14 protein-coding genes are annotated in these 18,158 nt (G+C 75.0%); 5 read left to right on the forward strand and 9 right to left on the reverse strand.

Annotated elements, in window-relative coordinates:
* Positions 1-17 precede the first annotated feature (17 nt).
* The gene (locus tag RM446_RS22640; RefSeq protein WP_311547439.1) at positions 18-548 is read right to left on the reverse strand and encodes a copper chaperone PCu(A)C; all 531 of its coding nucleotides are present in this window, start codon (positions 546-548) and stop codon (positions 18-20) included.
* A 275-nt stretch (positions 549-823) separates the two neighbouring features.
* On the opposite strand from RM446_RS22640, the gene RM446_RS22645 reads away from it, so the two are divergent.
* The 5 genes from RM446_RS22645 to RM446_RS22665 all read left to right on the forward strand — a co-directional run bounded on the left by RM446_RS22645 (position 824) and on the right by RM446_RS22665 (position 6,002).
* On the forward strand, positions 824-1,426 hold the full coding sequence (locus RM446_RS22645) for a hypothetical protein (RefSeq protein ID WP_311547440.1): 603 nt from the start codon (positions 824-826) through the stop codon (positions 1,424-1,426).
* Between the two features lie 201 nt (positions 1,427-1,627).
* The gene (locus RM446_RS22650; protein ID WP_311547441.1) at positions 1,628-2,308 is read left to right on the forward strand and encodes a sigma-70 family RNA polymerase sigma factor; all 681 of its coding nucleotides are present in this window, start codon (positions 1,628-1,630) and stop codon (positions 2,306-2,308) included.
* A gap of 135 nt (positions 2,309-2,443) precedes the next feature.
* Complete coding sequence (locus RM446_RS22655) at positions 2,444-2,983, forward strand: putative immunity protein (protein WP_311547442.1); 540 nt, start codon at positions 2,444-2,446, stop codon at positions 2,981-2,983.
* A gap of 259 nt (positions 2,984-3,242) precedes the next feature.
* Positions 3,243-4,682 (forward strand): DHA2 family efflux MFS transporter permease subunit, encoded by a 1,440-nt coding sequence (locus RM446_RS22660; protein WP_311547443.1) that lies wholly within the window; start codon positions 3,243-3,245, stop codon positions 4,680-4,682.
* A 258-nt stretch (positions 4,683-4,940) separates the two neighbouring features.
* The gene (locus RM446_RS22665) at positions 4,941-6,002 is read left to right on the forward strand and encodes an acyl-CoA dehydrogenase family protein (protein WP_311547444.1); all 1,062 of its coding nucleotides are present in this window, start codon (positions 4,941-4,943) and stop codon (positions 6,000-6,002) included.
* A 32-nt stretch (positions 6,003-6,034) separates the two neighbouring features.
* On the opposite strand, the gene RM446_RS22670 is transcribed toward RM446_RS22665, so the two are convergent.
* The 8 genes from RM446_RS22670 to RM446_RS22705 all read right to left on the reverse strand — a co-directional run bounded on the left by RM446_RS22670 (position 6,035) and on the right by RM446_RS22705 (position 17,162).
* Entirely contained in the window at positions 6,035-6,370 is a 336-nt protein-coding gene (locus RM446_RS22670) for a hypothetical protein (protein ID WP_311547445.1), read from the reverse strand.
* Between the two features lie 9 nt (positions 6,371-6,379).
* On the reverse strand, positions 6,380-8,395 hold the full coding sequence (locus tag RM446_RS22675) for a TOMM precursor leader peptide-binding protein (protein ID WP_311547446.1): 2,016 nt from the start codon (positions 8,393-8,395) through the stop codon (positions 6,380-6,382).
* Complete coding sequence (locus RM446_RS22680; protein ID WP_311547447.1) at positions 8,385-10,466, reverse strand: hypothetical protein; 2,082 nt, start codon at positions 10,464-10,466, stop codon at positions 8,385-8,387. The genes RM446_RS22675 and RM446_RS22680 overlap by 11 nt, the downstream gene beginning before the upstream one ends.
* A 13-nt stretch (positions 10,467-10,479) precedes the next feature.
* Positions 10,480-11,898 (reverse strand): SagB family peptide dehydrogenase, encoded by a 1,419-nt coding sequence (locus RM446_RS22685; protein WP_311547448.1) that lies wholly within the window; start codon positions 11,896-11,898, stop codon positions 10,480-10,482.
* Positions 11,898-13,013, reverse strand: a complete 1,116-nt coding sequence (locus tag RM446_RS22690) for a thiopeptide maturation pyridine synthase (RefSeq protein ID WP_311547449.1) — start codon at positions 13,011-13,013, stop codon at positions 11,898-11,900. The genes RM446_RS22685 and RM446_RS22690 overlap by 1 nt, the downstream gene beginning before the upstream one ends.
* The gene (locus RM446_RS22695) at positions 12,973-13,983 is read right to left on the reverse strand and encodes a lantibiotic dehydratase C-terminal domain-containing protein (protein ID WP_311547450.1); all 1,011 of its coding nucleotides are present in this window, start codon (positions 13,981-13,983) and stop codon (positions 12,973-12,975) included. Before RM446_RS22695 ends, RM446_RS22690 begins: the two co-directional genes overlap by 41 nt.
* Positions 13,976-16,768 carry a lantibiotic dehydratase gene (locus RM446_RS22700; protein WP_311547451.1) on the reverse strand — a complete coding sequence of 931 codons (2,793 nt, stop codon included), beginning with the start codon at positions 16,766-16,768 and terminating at the stop codon, positions 13,976-13,978. The genes RM446_RS22695 and RM446_RS22700 overlap by 8 nt, the downstream gene beginning before the upstream one ends.
* A 196-nt stretch (positions 16,769-16,964) precedes the next feature.
* On the reverse strand, positions 16,965-17,162 hold the full coding sequence (locus tag RM446_RS22705) for a thiomuracin/GE37468 family thiazolyl RiPP peptide (protein WP_311547452.1): 198 nt from the start codon (positions 17,160-17,162) through the stop codon (positions 16,965-16,967).
* Positions 17,163-18,158 lie beyond the last annotated feature (996 nt).

Raw genomic sequence — 18,158 nt, forward strand, 5'->3', positions numbered from 1 at the left:
TGGGGCGGGAGGCCGCTTCAGCTTCGCGCCAGAACAGGCGCGTCGACGTCGACGTCGGTTCCGCTGTCGAAGTGCAGGGTCAGAGTCACCGTGTCGCCGGCGGAGAGGTCCTCGGGCAGCTCCATCAGCATCAGGTGGTAGCTCCCGGACTCCAGCACCAGCTCGCCGCCCGCCGGGACCGGGGCCCGTTCGACCTCTTCCATCGTTTTCGCGCCGCTGTCGGAGGTCGCGGTGGTGTGGACCTCGGTCGTTGCGGCCGCCGAGGTCTCCGCGCCCACCAGGGCGTCGTCCCGGTCCCCGGAGTTGCGCACCGACAGGTAGCCGGCGGCCGTAGCCGGGTTCGCGGGCTCGGGTATCCACGCTCCGCCGACCTTCAGGTCGCCCGCTGCGGCGGAGCCCTTCCGCGCGTCCCCGGCACCGGCTCCGCTCGGGGCGCCGGTGCCGGAGTCCGATGCGCCTGTGCCGCTCCCTTGCCCGCACCCGGCGAGGGCGAGGGCGGCGGTCCCGGCCGCCGCGAAGGCCAGCGTTCGGCGTGTGAAAGGGGTCATCTCGGATGCGTCCGTTCGTGCTCTCGTTGTCGGGCCGGAGGCGGCACCCCGTGGGGGCCGCGTGTCCCCCACAAGTCGGTCGGGTGCGCGGAACGGTTCCATACAGCGCCCGGATGCGGCGCGGAACCTGCGCTACCGGACCCGCGGACCGGCGGCCGACCGGATCGCGGACCGGCGGCCGACCGGATCGCGGACCGGCCGGGGCCCTGACTTGCGGGCGTCGTCCACCCCCGCGGAAGGGGGCCGCGAACCGGTGCGAGGATGACAGGGCTGTGATGAGGTCGCCACTGTCGCGCACGTGCCGGGCCGCGGTGTTCGCCGCGGTCGCCGTCGGCGTGTCCGGAACGGGACACGCGGTGATGTCGGCGCACCACGTCCCCTTCACCGGCTTCGCCGTCGGGTTCGCGGCCGTCTTCGCGGCCGCCGCGGCCGCCGCGGGCAAGGAGCGCGGCTACTGGGTCATCCTGGGGTGGATGGCCTGGAGCCAGCTCGCGCTGCACCTGGTCTTCGCGCTGGCCCAGGGATCCGCCGACCCCGCCACGATCGCCTCCGCTCATTCGGGCGCCGCGGCCGCCACGGGCCCGGGAACCGGGCCCGGCGGCCACGGCGGCGGTTCGGACGCGGGCATGCTGCTGTGGCACACGGCTGCAGGGCTGCTCTCCTCGTGGTGGCTGCGCCGCGGCGAGGCGGCCGCGGCCGCATTGGCCCGCCATGTGCGCGCACTGCTGCTCCCCCCGCTGCTGCCCGCACCCCGGTGGCGCCCGACACGGCGCCCGGCCCCGTGCACCTGCGTGCCGCGGAGCCTCCGGGTGGCCACGCCGGTCCTGCGGTACGCGCTCGTCGTGCGCGGACCGCCGCCCTCGCTCTCCGTGTCCTGACACCGCGGACCGGCCGCTCGGCGGCAGGTCCGACGGACGGTGCCGCCGTGCGCCCGAGCGCCGGCCGCCTCCCCACCACACGCGCCCGGACGGTGTCCGCGCTGCAGGTCCGCGCCGATCTCCGCCGTGCGTGGCAACCCCCGTGCCCGGCCCGCATGGCAGCTCCGGCGGGCACGGCCGAAGCGAGGAAGACACCACGCCATGTCGACGATCACCCGTTCCCACCCGGCCGAAGGCCCGCCGAAGCCGACGGCGCCCGCCGCGGAGCGGACTCCCGCCCGCCAGCAGGGGGCGCGCGCTTCCGCACGCCGCGTCCGCGGCAGCAGGGAGCCCTTGACCGAGCAGCGCATCACCGATCTCGCGCTCGCCGCGCAGAGCCACGCACCCGACGCCGTGGAGAAGTTCGTACGCGCCACCCGAGGCGACGTGTGGCGCCTTGTCGCCCATCTCAGCGACCCGCAGACCGCCGACGACCTGACGCAGGAGACCTTCGTGCGGGCGCTGTGCAGCCTCACGGGCTACGCGGGGCGCTCGTCGGCGCGGATCTGGCTGATGTCGATCGCCCGGCGGACCGTCGTGGACCACTACCGCGCGGCCGCGGCACGCCCCCGGGCCGCCCGCTCCGGCAACAGCGAGCAGGCCGCCGACGCCGCGCTGTCGCACCGGCCCTCCTTCGAGGAGGAGGTGGCGCTGGACGACCTGGTGGACAGCCTGCCCGAACCGCGCCGCACCGCCTTCGTGCTGACGCAGCTGCAGGGGTTCACCTATGAGGCGGCCGCGGCGGCGACCGGGGTGCCGATCGGCACGGTGCGCTCCCGCGTCGCCCGGGCGCGCGGCGACCTCGTCGCCGTACTCCGCAGGTCCGAGTCCGACGCCGACTGAGCCGCGGGGCGCCGTGCTCACCCGGGCACGGCGTCCCGCCCGGGCGTCGTCCCGCCCGGAGGCGCCGGCCTGCCGAGGGCGTCGGGGTGCGCCCGCGGTTCGCCGACAGCGGCTCCGGTGCGCGAGTATGGCCGCGTGCCCGACGACTCCGCGACGATCGAACTCAGCCGCGCCGAACTCCGCGAGGTCGCCGGCTTCGCGGCGGCGTGCGCGCGGCCGGCATTGGCGGTCTTCGAGCGTCAGCGCCCCGGCGACGGCCGTCCGCGGGCCGCGCTCGACGCTGCGCAGGCGTTCGCGGACGGGGGCGAGCGGACCAAGGCGATCCGCGACAGCGCCTGGGCGGCACAGCGGGCGGCCCACGAGGCCCGCGACGCGGGGCAGGCTGCGGCGAGCGCCGCCGCGCGTGCGGCCCTCGCGGCGGCCGGCGCGGCGTTCCTCCACCCCCTCGCGAAGGCGACGCAGGTCAAGCACATTCTCGGATCGGCCGCCCATGCCGCGCGAGCGCTCGAACTCGACGCCGGAGACGATCCCGCTGTCGGTGCGGACCGCATCGCGCAGTCGCGGAGCCTCGCCCGCCCCGCCGTGGCCGAGGTCCTGCGGCGCTACCCGGCCGCCCCGAGCGGCGGCGGGCGGGTCGGCGAGCTGATCCGCCGGTTGGACGCGTCCCTGCGGTGATCCCGGCGGCGTGTCGGCGGAGGGGCCGAGCCGGCGCGTCAGCGCCGCCGGCGACCGGAACGCGTCGCCACCGCCCGCCCGCAGCCGCCACGCCCCCGACGGCGGCGATCCCGCACGGGCCTAGGCAGATCGGCCCTACGGTGATGGAGGACGCGAAAATCGGAGGATCCTACGACGCGTTCCGGGTCAGCGGGTAGGTGCGGCCCGCTGTCCGAACGGCCGCGCCGATACGCCGCCGCACGGAAGACGGAGCCGTCCATTGCCTCGTGTCGAGTACAAGTGGCTGGTCGCGGTCACGTTCGTGTTCGGGCTGATCATGCAGATCCTGGACGTGACCATCCTGAACGTGGCGCTGGCGACGCTGGGGCGCGACTTCGGTGTCGACGAGGGCACCCTGCAGTGGGTGCTGACCGGCTACATGACCAGCCTGGCGGTGTTCATCCCCGCATCGGGCTGGATCAGCGACCGGTTCGGCAGCAAGCGCACCTTCCAGTCGGCCGTGCTCGTGTTCACCGGGGCGTCGGTGCTGTGCGGGTTCGCCGCCGGGATCGAGTGGCTGATCGCGGCCCGCGTCCTGCAGGGCGTGGGCGGCGGCATGCTCGTGCCCGTGGGACAGGCGATGCTCTTTCGCGCCTTCCCCGCGGAGGAGCGGGCGAAGGCCTCGGCGGTGCTGATGATCCCCACGAGCGTCGCTCCGGCACTGGGGCCGGTGCTGGGCGGGTTCCTGGTGGAGTACGCGAGCTGGCGCTGGATCTTCTTCATCAACGTTCCCATCGGGGCGCTGGCTTTGCTGTTCACCGTGCTGTTCCTGCGCGAGGAGGTGCAGGAGCGCCCCGGCGGATTCGACGCCGCCGGGTTCGTCCTCGCGGGTGCGGGACTGGCGAGTCTGCTGGTCACCCTGGACCGCGCGGCCCAGTCAGGCTGGGACCGGCCGTCGGTGTGGGGCGGCCTGGTCGCCGCCGCCGTTCTCATCCTGCTGCTGGTCTGGAGGGAGCTGCGGGCCGCGGAGCCGATGCTGGACCTGCGCCTGCTGCGGCAGCGGCTCTTCGGCGCCGGCAACGCGGCGCTGCTGTGCATCACCGCCGCCATGTTCGGGGTGCTGTTCCTGATGCCGCTTTACATGCAGAACCTGCGCGGCTCCTCGGCGCTGGAGGCGGGCCTGGTGCTGATGCCGCAGGCGCTCGGCATGGTCGTCACCACGCAGGTCGTCAGCCGCCTCTACCCGCGGGTCGGGCCGCGACGGCTGCTGTTGGCGGGCGTGGCGCTGATCGGCTGCCTGACCCTGTCCTTCCAGCTGGTGGGCCTGGCCACGCCGTACTGGGTGCTGGGCGGGATGATGTTCGTGCAGGGGATCGGCATGGGGGCGTCCCTGGTGCCGCTGCAGGCCGCGACGTTCGCGCAGACCCCTGCCGCATCCATGGGCCGGGCGACCTCGCTGTTCAACGTCAGCCGCCAGGTCGCCACCGCCACCGGAGTCGCGGTGCTGTCGACGGTGCTGGTCATCCGCGGCCGGGCCGAGACCGCGGAGCTGGGGCGGTCGGCGTCGGATGCGGCCCGGGCCCAGGCCCAGATGGACGCCTACCACGGCGCGTTGCTGGCGGCGGTGGTCTTCGCGGTCCTGGGCGTGGTCGTGGTGTCGCTCATCCGCGACTCCGACGCGGCTCCCAGCATGCGGCGCGGCGCGGCGGCCCCGCGTTAGCCGGACAGTGGCGCGTCAGCCCGGCCCAGCACCGTCGATCTTGTAGCTATCGTCACTGGAAATCGTTTTCCATCACGATAGCTACAAGATCAACGGGGTCTCGGGCGCCTCGGGTGCGGCAGATCGCCCGGTATCGGGGGGAATGACGGCCCCCGCTCGTGGGAAGGCCTCGATACGGGCGCCCCGCCCGGGCGCCGATGCCCCGCCCACGTCGCCACGTGCCGCGAAGCCCGCCCAGCGAGACCAAGGAGGCGCGACGTGACCGACACCGGCGCAACCCCGGCGGGTTGCCGGTCCCTCGACGAGGCGGTGCGCATCGCCGACGAGACGCTCCTCCCGGCGGCGCCGGAGGTCGACGGCGCCGAGCGCGTCCCGCGGAGCCACTTCGACCTGTTGGCCGAGCACGGCTTCTACGGCTTCGCTGCGCCCGAGGACCTGACGACACTGGACTTCCCGAGCTACGCGGCGGCCTGCCGGGCCGTGGAGTCGCTGGCCGGCGGGTGCCTGGCGACGACGCTGGTGTGGGTGCAGCACCACGGCGCCGTATCGGCCCTGTCCAAGACCGCCAACCGCGAGCTGCGCGAGGTCCGCCTCAAGCCGCTCGCGGAGGGCCGGCTGCGGTCGGGGGTGGCGGTCACCGCGGCGGTGCGTCCCGGAACGCCCATGCTCCGGGCGGAACCCGTGGACGGCGGCTGGGTCTTCGACGGCACCGCGCCCTGGGTGAGCGGGTGGGGCATGGTCGACACCCTCTACACCGCGGCGCGCAGCGCCGACGACGTCCTGGTGATGGCGCTGCTCGACGCCGAAGAGGGCGGGTCGGTGAGCGCCGGGCCGCCGGCGCGGCTGGTCGCCGCCCAGGCCAGCCGCACCGTGACGTTGCGCTTCTCCCGGCACTTCGTGCCCAGAGAGCGGGTCGTCCAGACGGTCCCGCTGGAGGACTACCGCAAGGGCGACCCGGAGTCCGTGCGGTTCAACGGCAACCTCGCCCTGGGCGTGGCCGGCCGGGCGGTCGCGCTGATGGGCGACGACGGCGGCGCGCTGTCCGCCCAGCTCGCCGCGGCACGGCGGAGGCTGCTGAACGCCGCGCCCGAGGACGTGCCCGCCGCCCGCGCCGTTGTCTCCGGCTTCGCCGTGCGCGCGGCGGCCGCACTGGCCGTGCACGCCGGCGGGCGGTCCCTGCTCGCGGACGCGCACGCCCAGCGCCTCACGCGGGAGGCGACGTTCCTGCTCGCCTTCGGCAGCCGCCCCGCCGTCCGCACCGCCCTGCTGCGGGGCCTGGGGTCCCAGGAGCGCTCCGCGGGCGGAGCCGAGACAGCCTGAGTCGGCACAGGGCCGCCGCCAGAGGCCCGGCGTCACGTCTCCAGGGCCAGCCCCAGACCGGACAGCGCCTCGTGGACGCTCTTGCCCTCGGCCGTCGCCTCCAGGTCGAACATGTAGACCGAGGTCGGCGGGTAGCCGATCAGCTCGATCGAGCGGCTCACCCGGAAGCACCCGTCGACGTACTCGGGGCCGTCCCACAGGTACACCGCCCCCCACATCTGCCGCTCGGCATCGGAGAACCAGGCCTTCAGCCGCATGCCGTCCATCGTGGAGAAGGCATCGGCGGCGTAGTCGCGCAGGTACGGCCGCAGGCTCTCCGGGGTCGCGTCGGAGTCGCTGAGGTCCCACGCGACGAGCATCAACTGCATAAGGACTCCTTAGGGAAAGGGGTGCGGGTGATGGCTGATGTCCTCGGGGCCCAGCGGCCGGTCGGCGTAGCCGAGGCGGTGCGGCACCGTGTACAGCCGCTCCAGTCCGTGCACGCGGCGGAACTCGTGGCCGAAGGTCATCGGCAGGGTGCCGGGGACGATGACCTTGACGCAGGCGAGGCCGCCCGCCCGGTGCTCGGGTGTCGTCTGGTCGACGACGATGACGTCGAGACCGCAGCCGAGGTACCGGCGCACCAGCTCGACGAGGTCGTCGCGCAGATCCGCCGCCGGGGGCACGCGCGCCATGTCCGCGACGCGGCGGAGGCCGGGAGAGCGGTCGAGGAAGTCGAAGCGGTCGAACGCCTCCGGGTGCCCGTAGAGCTGTGTGTGGTGGGCCATCAGTGTGACCAGCGAGGGATCGCGCACCATCGCCCGCGCCCGCTCCTGGCGGGCGGGGTCCTGCCCGAGGAGGCCGGCCGTCATCGGGCCCAGCTCGCTCAGGGCCCGCTGGAGGGCGCGCTCGGGGTCGAGGTGGGCGCCGCCCGAGCACGCGGCTTTGGGCGCCGCGTCGTCGTCGCCCGGCCTGACCGCCATGGTCCACACGCTCGGGACGCCGTACTCCAGCGTCGTGTCGAACGCGCGCACCTCGTAGCCGGTCTCGCGCTCGATCGCCGCAGCGAGCAGGGGTAGCGAGTCGTCGCGGGCCGAGCCGATGTCGATGCGGGGCACAGGCATCCGCGCGTACCACGTCATCAGGAAGGCGTCGCGTTCGGCCACCTCCAGCGCGCCGTAGAAGGCGGCCTCCTCCACGCTGCCCCCCAGCGCGCAGCCGTTGGAGCACTCGTAGACGAACGGCGGGTTCTCCGGGCCGGCGCGCCGCATCAGCCGGTAGTACACGTAGTTCTCCGGCACCAGGATCGGCGCCGACCGTGCGAAGGAGTAGCCCCACACCCAGGAGCAGGGCACGGACTCGGAGAACCACTCGAAGGCGAATCCGGGAACGTGGCGCTCCGGCGGGTAGAGGCCCAGCTCGCGCGGGTCGAGCGCCTCGTCGCGCACCTCGGAGTAGGGCGCGTGCACGACGGTGCGCCTGCCGCCGGGATGGGTCGCGCCGTAGCGTTCGAGGGCCTCCAGGAGTGCCACGACGCGGCTGGTGCGGTAGCTGCGGGTCCAGCCGAACCCGTACTCGACGGAGTCGCCGTGCGCGCCCAGCTCCGCCGAGGCGGTGACGATCCCGCCGCCGCTGCCCTTCGTCAGCGTGTGCACGAGTCCGCACTCGGGGTCGAAGTAGGTCTGCTCCAGCGACTCCCAGCGGTCGGCGACGTCCTGCGCGCGGTAGGTGTCGGGCGCCGGCTTGGGGCGCGGGGTGAGCGAGAGCCCGGCGAGCTCCGCCGCGTCGTCGGGCCGAGAGCCGCACCGTCCGCACAGGGGGTTGGGCAGGAACCGGTGCCGCGACGTCCGCAGGCCGTCCAGCTCCACGAACACCAGCGCGTCGCGCGTGCGGGCGGACTCCGGGTCCCGCGCCACCCGCTGCGCCTCGTCGAGCACCAGGGCTGCCGCCAGGTCGGCGGCGAGCGTCGTGAGCCACGACGACGGACGCTCCGCCAGCGCGTCGCCGTGCACTCGCAGGACCTCCTCGCGGCCTCCCGGGTCCCGGCGGGCGACGCGCCTGCGCAGGTCCGCGCAGTCGCCGCAGCCCGGTCGGCCCGGGAGCTCGACCGGGCCGAGCACGATGCGGCCGAGTTCTGTGCGCACCGGGAGCCACGGCGCCGGCGCGGCGGCGCAGGCCGCGCGCACGAGCGGGTACGGGCGCGTGTCCCAGCCGTCGGTGGCGGCGACGACCAGCGCGCCGGCGTCCACGCCGGCCCCGTCCGGCTCCGCCGCCGCGGAACCCGCGACGCCGCCGTGCGCGGCGGCCGCGGCGGCGATCGCGTCGGCGAGCAGTCCCGACCCGACGACGTGCAGCGCTGCGCCGCCTCCGCCGGGGACGGTCCCGGCGGGCGCGGTCGTCGTTCTACCGGTCATCGGCAAGCACCACCCTCACGGTGAACGGCATCACCCTGCTCACCTCCGCGTCGTGATCCAGGGGGACGGCGGCGGGGCGATCGCCCCGCGCCGCCAGCGCCGCCGCGAGGTCCGCGCCGGACAGGCGCGGACCGGTCGCGGCGGTGCGCGTCGCGCCGCCTCGAAGCCGCGGCGGCAGGGGCGGGACAGCGGGCGCGAATTCGCGCCGGCCGCTGCTGCGGGCCTGGTAGGCGAGCAGCGTCTTCTCCAGGGCCGCCCCCAGCGCGTCGGCGACCGTGAGCCCCGAGGCGGAGGCCGCCGGTGCGCCTCCCAGGAGGCACACGACGGTCGGCACCCCCAGCGGGCCGGTGACGTCGTGGCAGGCCACCGTGTCGTCGACGGCGCGGAGTAGGGTGCGGCAGTGGTCGCCCCGCTCGTCCAGGTCCGCGACGGCGGCGTCCAGCCGGGGGAACGGTGCCGCGGAACCGGCGACGTCGGCCAGCGTGCGGCGGTGGCACTGCGAGAGCAGTCCGGCCTCGACCGCCTCGCTCCAGCTGTAGGCGGCGGCGGTTCCCGTAGGCAGGCGCAGGGTTGCGCCGTCGCCCTGCGCCGTCGGCGGGGACGCGCCGCGGCCCAGCGCGGGGAAGACCCGCACGGCGTCCACGAGGCGGGCCTCGCCGTCGACCAGCCCGTACGCCCACACCCGGCTCGCGGTGCGGTGCGCGCGCAGGGCCGCCATCGCCGCCCAGGGGTCGGCGTCTCCGGCACACACCGGCGAGCCGCCGGGTGACAGCAGACGGCGGGGGTCGGCCATCAGGGTGCCGTACAGCGCGAACGCCCGCAGCGCCGCGCGCAGCCGCGCCGTTTCGAACCCGATTCCCGAGCCCACCACGTTCGGTGCCCGGTCGCGGGCGCCGAACAGGCCGACCGGGTCGGAGACCTCGACCCCGCACACGTGCAGCGGGAACTGGACGCGGTCGCCCTCATCGGGTTCGCCGAGGACGCCCAGCGCCTCACCGGTGCACGACCGCGCCTCGCGGGAGAAGTCCCCGGGTGCGAGCCGCGGCCGCTCCGCCAGCGCGGCGACCCGATCGAGGAATTCCCGCCCGGTGCGCGCCGGTGCCGCGGGTGCGGTGAACGGATGCGTGCGCAACCGGTGGGCCGTGCTCTCCAGCCCCGAGGGCCCGACCTGCGTCAGCGTGTCGGGTTCACCCGTGTCCGTGCCGGTGACCGCCCGGAACACGCCGTGGACGAGCTGCGCGGCCGCAGCCGCGGCCGCCAGAGCGTCGGCCGTGCTCTCCGGCTGCGATGCGGGCTCCGGCGGCCCGGGACGCCGGGCTGCGCGCCGGAGCCGGCCCGACGTCCAGCTCGCCCCGACCGGCGCGAGCCACACGGCGCCGTCCCTCGAAAGTGCCTGAGCGAGCGGGATTCCGGCGTCGGCGCACAGGCGCTCCAGCAGCCCGGCGCGGCGGTCGGCCGCCGCCCCGTCCTCCGCGGCGTGCACGACCAGGTCCGCGCCCTCCAGGCGGCGGGCGAGCCCGGACTCCTCCGGCTCTTCCGCGAATGCGTCGGCGGTCCCGGCCGGTCCCGCCGCGCCCCAGGCGCCCGCCAGGCGAGCCGCGAGCTCGTCGGCGTCCGCGCTGCCGCCGGCGACCGCGGCCTCCACCCGGCCGAGGCCGCTGCGGGCCGCCGCGACCGCGGTCTCCGCCAGAAGCCGGCCCGAGCCCACCACCAGCGCCCGCTTCGCGGCGTAGGCGGCGAACGCGTCGGCGCCGTCGTCGCGGAAGTAGCCGAGGAAGGCGGCCTCGGGGGAGGCCGGAGCGGAGGCCGCCGGACGGGGCGCGCCGACCTCCCGCACCGCGCCGCGTTCGCGCAGCGTGGCGACCATGCGCTCGACGAGCCGGCGCCGCTCCGGCGCCAGGTCCGCCGTCAGGTCGTCGATCCCGTGGCGGCCGTCGAGGTAGGGGGCGAGCCGGTCGATCAGCAGGTACACCGACTCTCCCGTGAACCTGATCTCGCCCTCGTGGGTGAGCACATAGGCGCCCTGGGGCGACTTCGCATAGTAGGCGTCCGGACGCAGCAGCAGTCCCATGCGGTCCTTCCTGTCACTCCAGCGGCGGGCGGCTGCCCAGCGAGAACTCGCCGACAGCGCTTTCGGTCGCGTAATCCGTCCCGGTCGCCGCGTTGAAGTCCGTCGCGTCGCCGCCGCCCAGGCCGCACGCCGCCAGCCCCATGGCCGTCGCGACCAAGTACATCGTCTGGTACAGAACGCCGACGTGCTTGAGGATCAGCGAGTACGGCATCTGCTCGTAGATCCACATCAGGCGGCCGAACCTGGCGGTCACCACGATCAGCACTTGCGGCGTGCCCGGCGTGGGCGCTGCGCGAAGCGCCGTGCGCATCAGGCGCCGCACGTCGGGCCCGGCCTCCTGCACCAGGCGCAGCCGGTGCGCGTGCGCGTCGTAGTGGTACATGCCGGCGTCGAGCCCGGAGGCCAGGCGGACGACGGGGTACAGCTCCAGCTCGTAGACCGAGCCGCCCGAGGGATGAGGGCGGCTCAGGTACTCGACGCCGTCGCCAGCGCGCTCCGAGCGGACGCGGGCACACCGGTACAGCAGTTCGCCGAGCTGGTCGGCGGTAATCGGGTTGTCGTCGTCGTGGACGCGCAGCGACCGCCGGTCCTCGACGACGGAGGTCAGCGTCGGGTCCGCGCGCCTGAGCGCCTCCAAGCTCGGCCTGTGCAGGGCGACCTCCGGCCCGGGATAGGGCTCCCGGCGCCCGGGAAGCGGGTCGTGGCTCCCGCGCGCCCACATCGTCCGGCCGTAGCCCTCCGCGGCGTCCGAGCGGTCGCCCATCCGCGAGCGGCGGTGGAACCACAGCTCGTGCGGCTGCCACTGGCCCAGCCGCAGCTGCGCCCCCTCCTCTTCCGCGCTCGACACGGCCAGGCCGCTCCGCAGCAGGTCCGCCACCAGGCGCTCGCGGGCCGCGGCGGCCGGCGCCACGGCGGCGAGCTCCGCAGCACCGCCCGCACCGGCGAGGACCCCCACCGCCGCCCGGACCGCCGGGTCGTGCGTCTCCAGGCGGGCGCTCGCCAGCGGTGACTCGGCGACGAGCCCGTCGCGCTCGCGGCGCACCACGGTGAACCGGGAGAGCACCGCGCCGTCTCCGCCGCCGCCGCTGCCGGGGGCGGTCCCCAACGGGCTCTCGGGCAGCAGCGTGTAGAGCGTCCGTCCGCCGTAGCGGACGGCGACGGCAAGCCAGCCGCCGGCCTCCAGCTGCGCGATGAGCGCCTCGACCTCGACCGGCTCCGCGTCCTGCGCCGCATCGGCGACCAGGTCCGAAGGCCGGGACGCCCCGTGGGCGAGGCGGGCCAGCATCTTGCCCTTCCACGGCGCGTCGGCCCCCAGCGACGCGTTGCGGCGCCGCGTGGCGACCCGGATCTCCCCGTCGCCGCGGGCGCAGGACACCCCGGGCACCAGGCGCAGCTCGCGGTCGGGACCGCCGGAGAGAGGGGCCTCCTTCATCACCCGGGCTCACCTCCTCCCGCGTCCGGCACCGGTTCCGGCGGAGCCTGCGTGATCCGCTCCATCGCGGAGACGCCGTACAGGTCCTCGACGGCGTTGGCGGCGAGGTGGCACAGCAGGTAGCGCTCCACCGGGGTGACGCCGAGCTGGGTCATGAACAGGTAGGTGTAGTTCAGCATCAGCCGATATAGGACGAACCACTCGGCGGTCATCGACGCCATCACCGCCGGGTTGCTGTAGGCGGCGCGATGGTAGGGGCTGGCTCCGACCAGCGGCGGGGGGCGGCCGTCGACACCGGGCGCGAACGCCGTGTCGGAGGGCAGCCGCCCGGCGGCGAGGAGGGCGCGCCCCCGGCGGCGGAACGAGTGCATCAGCTGCGTCCACTCGTCGACGAAGCCCTCGGCCCCGTCCGCTCCGCCGTCCAGCGCCCCGGTGATCCGGCCGACACGGCCGCGCAGGGAGGCGGCGTGGCCGCGGTAGTGCGCGTCCCAGGAAGGACGCAGGCGCTGTGCTCCCGGATGGGTGGTGAGGAACGCCTCGGCGTGGGACCGGAACGACATGAAGCCCGTGGTGATGCCGACCCCCGACAGCGCGTGCGCGGTGGCGACCATCAGGTCGAAGGCCAGCCCGAGCCGCGGCGTCCCGTCGGCGACCGCCTCGGTCATCCGGAAAGCCGGGTCGGCGGTCGCCGCGTGGAAGTCGGCCAGCAGGTCCGCCGCCTCCTCACTGCCGAGCACGTGCGCACGCCGTTCGAACGGGGCCTCGTGGATCGTGTTGTCGGGGCGCCACGGAAGCAGGGGCCGGTCCTCATCCTCAAGCTCCGCCAGCCTCCGGTGCTCCTCGATGTGGTCCTGGGGTACGAGGCGAGCGCGCGAGGGGCACCGCGCCAGGAAGCCGCCGACGATCTCCTCCGCCGCCGGGCGCACCAGCGCCGGCACCGCCGCGGGGGCGCATCGGACGTGCATCCGCACGTGCGGGCCGAGCCGCCAGTGCCGGGTGAACGACGTCGCGGCGACCTCGGGCGCCAGCCGGCGGAAGAGGGGCCGGACGGCTTCGAGCAGCAGGCGGTCCTTGTCACTCGCGTAGTACACGACGTGCAGGCTGTGCCATTCCACCCCGGTCCTCCCTGTCGTCCTCGTCGTCCTCACCGTCCGCCTCCTGCTCGGCGGCGAGCGCGCCGACGGCTTCGGCGGCCGCACCCCGGATCTCGTCCTCGCTGTTCAGCAGCACGCCGATGCGGTTGCAGAACAGGTGCGCGCAGGTGTCCAGGACCTGGAAGGGGTCCGGATCGGATGCGCCGGCCCGTGTGCGCTCCACGCCGGCGCGCAGGGCGAGCGCCGACCGGGTCCAGTCGACGAACGTCCCCGTGCGCGGCAGGTCGCCGGCGTGCGCCGCCAGCGGGAGAAGGCCGCGGGCGACGCCGATCGCCTGGTCGCGCCGCTGCTCCCGGCGTGCGGTCGGCGGCGTACCGCCGAGCCCGAGCAGGTCGGTTGACCGGGGCACCGCGGACTCGGCCGTGCCGACCCTTTCGGCCAGACTCCCCAGGTCGGGCTCGGCGACCAGCCAGGCGAGCAGCACGGCCGCGAAGGCGGCGGTCGTCCTCTGCTCGGGCGCCGTCCCCTCGGCCAGGAGGCCGACGGCGATCCGGCTGGACTCGGCGAAGTGCCGCTCCACTGCATCGCTCGCGCCGCCGTAGCGGTCGTACTCGCGGCGGTAGGGCAGGAGCGCGACCGAGTTGTCGGGGCGCAGATCCGTCTCGAAGGTCTCCATTCGCTCCCGTCGGGCGTAGTAGGAGGCCATGTGCAGGTACCGGTCCCGGCGCATCGGCTCGCGGCTGGGGAGCGCGCGGAAGTACTCGGCGAGTCCCTCCAGTACGGCCCGCTCCACCCGCGCCCGGTGGCCGGGTTCGGGCAGCAGGCGCAGCCGGGCGTGCGGGCCGCCCTCCCAGTACCGCAGGAAGAACCAGCGGCGCAGTGCGCCGGCGGAGTCGAGGTCGGCGGCCAGGGGCGCGATCCCCTCGGTGACGAGGAGGTCCAGGTCGCCGTGGTAGAACGCGTGAGCGCTCACCCAGTCGGATTCATCCATTGCGCCTCCCCGGTTCGGAGATCTCCACGAGGAACTCGGTCACGGCGCCGCCGCCCGTCGTGCGCGCCTCGCCGGGGTCCGGCAGCGCCTCCTCGAAGACGGCCATGGCCGCCGAACCGTCCAGCATCCGCTGGAAGGCCAGCACCAGGTACCAGTTGGCGAAGTCCACGTAGACCGGCTTGTGGGCCTTGTCGAGCATCCAGGTGCGCTCGGTGCTCGCGCCGCTGCCCGGCCGCGCGGGGTCGGCCCACACCCGCACGAAGCACCGTGTCGGGAGGCCGTGCTCGCGCAGCCAGCGGAGCAGGCGCAGCCAGTAGTCGGTCTCGGTCTCGCCGCCTTGGCGGCGCGGCACCCGCTGCATCGGAGCCGCCCACGCGGCGCGCCGCAGCACCACGGAGCCGACCGCGACGCGGGGGTAGGCGGTGACCGACGCGGGCGTCCGCGGAGCTTCGTCGGCGACGAGCGACGCACTGGGGTAGGAGTAGAAGCTGTGGCCGAAGCACTGGGTCAGGAACTGCGCGGCGGCGGGCAGGAAGAGGTCGCCGAGCATCCCCAGGTGCAGGGGCAGGACCTCGGCGTCGAGGGGCTCGCAGCGGAGCCGGACGAGGCCGGTCCGCGAGTCGTGGACCGCCACGCAGTCGCCGGGGCGGATGCGCTGCTCGGCGGGGCGGCGGCTCGTCGTGAACGGGTAGTCCAGTTCGTAGGGGGCGGCGGCGCTGCGAACATTGACCGAGGACGCGAACCGCCCGCCCAGTTCGGCGACCGCCCGCCCGCCCGGCTCCGGCGGCGCGGACGCGGGCTCGCCCGCTGCGCAGCCCGCCTGGTCCAGCAGGTGCAGAACGCGGGTCCTGCCCCGGCCGTGGCCGTTCTGCACCGCGTTGAGCACCAGCGACGGCGCGTTCCCGGTGCCCGCCGGTTGGACGTAGCAGGCGAGGGACTCCGCCGCCGCGACCCAGGGCGGCCATCGGGCCGACAGGGCCGCCAGGCGCGCCGGGTCCGCATGCACGGTGCCGCGCTGCGCGGCCGCGCCGGTGCCGGGGTCCCCGAGGACCGCGTCGCGGGCCTCGGCCTGGATGCGCGACAGTTCGCGCAGGCGGGGGAGGAGGCTCCCGGCCAGGGGGCGGACGAGGTTGGCCTTGGCGCGCAGCAGCCGCACGAGCTCGCGGGCGGCCGGAGTCTGCTCCGGTGCGCCCTCCCTCCGCAGCTCGTCCTGCACCGCCCGGTGCAGCGTCAGGACCGGCACCCGCGCCGCGGTGCCGAAACGCTCGCGGAAGTAGGCCGCCAGGGCAAGGCGGAGCGGCAGAGACGGGTCGAACGGCGCCAACCAGGTGCGAAGCACGTCCAGGTCGTGCAGGGCGGGTTCCCAGCGGGCGAAGGAGCACGCGGCCGCCGGTTCGGTGTAGACGGCGTTCTCGTAGAAGGTCCACTTGGACGCGGCGGGGTCCGCCTCCGCCTCGGCATCCGCCTCCGGCCCCGCCTCGCCGCCGGTCTCCGACAGCCCTTCGACGCGCGCCGCGAGGTCGCCTATCGCACCCATCAGGCGGCGTTGGCGCTCGTGGTGTCCGTCGAGATCGGTGACGGGGACGTCGCGGCGCGCCTCCGTGCGCACCCGCTCCACCAGCGCGAGAACCCCGGCGGGTCGCTCGCCCCCGCAGGAGGAGAGCCAGTCGGCCAGTTCCCCCAGAGGGTCGCCGGCCAGGTCGGAGACCGGCGAAAGGCGTTCCACCAGCCCCAGGTCGACCAGCCCGCCCAGGAACGAGTCCACGCTGTCGGCGGAGGCGCGGCCGGACGCCCCTCTGCCGGCGGCCACGAGCGCGTCGCGCAGCGCCGACCAGGTGGGCTCGGGTCGGGTGTCGAGGAGGTCCATGCACGCGCTTACGGCCGGTGTGGCGGGCATCGCCAGGACGGGTTCGGCGGGTCGGCGGCCCGCGAAGCTGACCCGGCCGTCGCGCACGGTCGCGCTCGGGTTGAGCCGCAGCCGCAGCGATGGGGCCAGTCGGGGATCGGTGCACAGCGACGCCAGGAGCGTCTGCACGAGCAGGCCGTCCAGCTCCACGACGCTGCGCACGCGCCGCGCTCCGATGTCCCGGACAGCGGGTCCGTCGGGGGTCCACACACCCACGCCGCCGACCATGAACGTGCTGTACGGGCTCGTTTTGGCCGACGCCCGCGCCACGTACTTCGCCAGCGCGACCAGCGACTGGCGGCGCGGCGGATGCGCCTCGTCGCCGAGCCACTTGCGGACCTCGGCGTAGAGCGCCGGGCTGGACTGGGACAGGGCCCTGCGCAGGCCGGTGTGCTCGGCCACCGCTCGCAGTTCGCCGCGCTTGGCCGCCTCCTCCGCGGCGAGGACTGCGGGCAGTTCCCGGACCGCGCGCTTCAGTGCGTCGAGGTCGGCGGTCCAGCGGCGGATCCGGTCCGCGACGGGCCCGGGGATTACGCCTGCCACCTGCTCGTTCCACTCGGCCGCCCGCGGCGGCCGCGACCGGTGCAGCGCCCGGCGCAGGCCGACCACGCCCGGTTTGGGCGGACCGCTTCCCAGCGTGCCGATGACGTCGTACAGGGACTCGGCCAGCAGCCGCCCCTCGGCCTCCACCCGCTCACCCAGGCGCGCCGCTTCGTCGACGGCCGCGAAGGAGCGGGTGAACCGGAGGGCGCCGAGAGCCCGGACGGGCAGGCCGGCCGTGCGGACGACCGGCGGCGACGCCACGCGGGCGCCGCTCGGCAGGGCCGGGGGCTGTTCCAGCGCCGCCGGGAGTTCCCGGTCCACCGTGTCCCGACTCATTCTGCGTCCCCCCACAAGCGGGTACTCGGGTCGGCGCCGCCGGAGGGCGCCGGCGGCCGGGCGATCGGCCGCCCCCTGGCCGCCGGAACCGGTGATCCCGAGGTGAGAGCCCTCACGACCACCGGGCTCCGCGAACCCGGGAACAGTGAACATCAGAGCGCGGAATTCAACCGCGGCGCGGTCCGGACCGGACGCGTCAGCAGGCGGGGCTGCTGCAGGCGCACATCAGCTCGTTGCAGATCGAGGACGCGCCATTCTCGGGAAGCCCGTGTCCTTCGGTCAGGGTCTCCAGAGTGAGGCCCTGGTCCGCGAGGTCGAATACGTCGACCGGCACCGAACTCAGGTCGAAGTCCAGCTGCTCGGAAACCTTGCCCTTACGCTTCGGGTCTGCCACTCCCAGCTCCTCTCATCTTTACTTTCCGGAGCAACAGCGACGCCGCTCCGGGGCAATTTCTCCTCCGATTGAACGATGTCATCGAAGGAGGCTGTTCAAGGTCTGTTCCGAGCTTTTTAAGATCGGCGGAGGGGGAGAATCGGAATGCGCTTCGCACAGATTAGGGCGGCCCTTGAGAGCGGTCAAGTAAGACGATTGATATTGCCTCGGCGTGCGGGCGCCCGGTGGGCCGCAATTGTGGTTCGCGGGGAGCGCGGTACCGCTGTGGCGCCTGCGGCGGCGGGGGAGCCGCCCACGGGTGGCGCGGCGGGGCCGGCCCGGTGGTGCCGCCCGCGCCCGCGGCGCCCGCCGCCCGAGCGGGCGCCGCGGACGTCGTCCCCGCCGGGCAGGGGTGGAGCGCGGGCGCGGAGAGGGTGTTCGCGGCCATGCGGGAGCGGTCGGGGGTAGCGGTCGGGCGGTACCGGCCGCAGTTTTCGGACGATGATGGGACGATTCTTGTGCGCGCACATCTCCGAGCAGGCGGCCGATGGGGTGGTTCCGGCACTCCGCTCCTGCGCAGCGCGCCGTGGCCACGGCCGAAGGTCCCCCCGCCCCGGGCCGGGCCGAACCTGCGGACGGCGTCGGTGCACCGGCGCGTGCGCGCTCCCGCCGTATCGGCGGCGGGTGCGAGCCCCCCCGTCCCGGGCGTGCGTGCTCGCGACCGGTTGGCGCCCGGCCGTCCTGGTGAGTGCCGGCGGCGATTCCGGTCACACACCGCGTTCCGGTCTTCGCGCATCGGCGGGGTGCGCGCCTCGCGGTCGCCGCTGCGCCATTGCGGTCCATTTCGCCCGGCGCTGCGTACGCTCCTTCTTCGGTTCCGAATGGCGGTTAACGGCGCCCGCCCGCCCCCGGAGCCGGTCCATCGGGAAAACGTGACGTGCAGTAGCGGCGGTCGCCCGGGCTCCCGCGGCCACGGCAAGCGTCTGTCGGCGAGGGATTGACACGGGGTAGCGCCGA

It is taken from the genome of Streptomonospora wellingtoniae (genome assembly GCF_031845375.1).
Taxonomy (GTDB): Bacteria; Actinomycetota; Actinomycetes; order Streptosporangiales; family Streptosporangiaceae; genus Streptomonospora; species Streptomonospora wellingtoniae.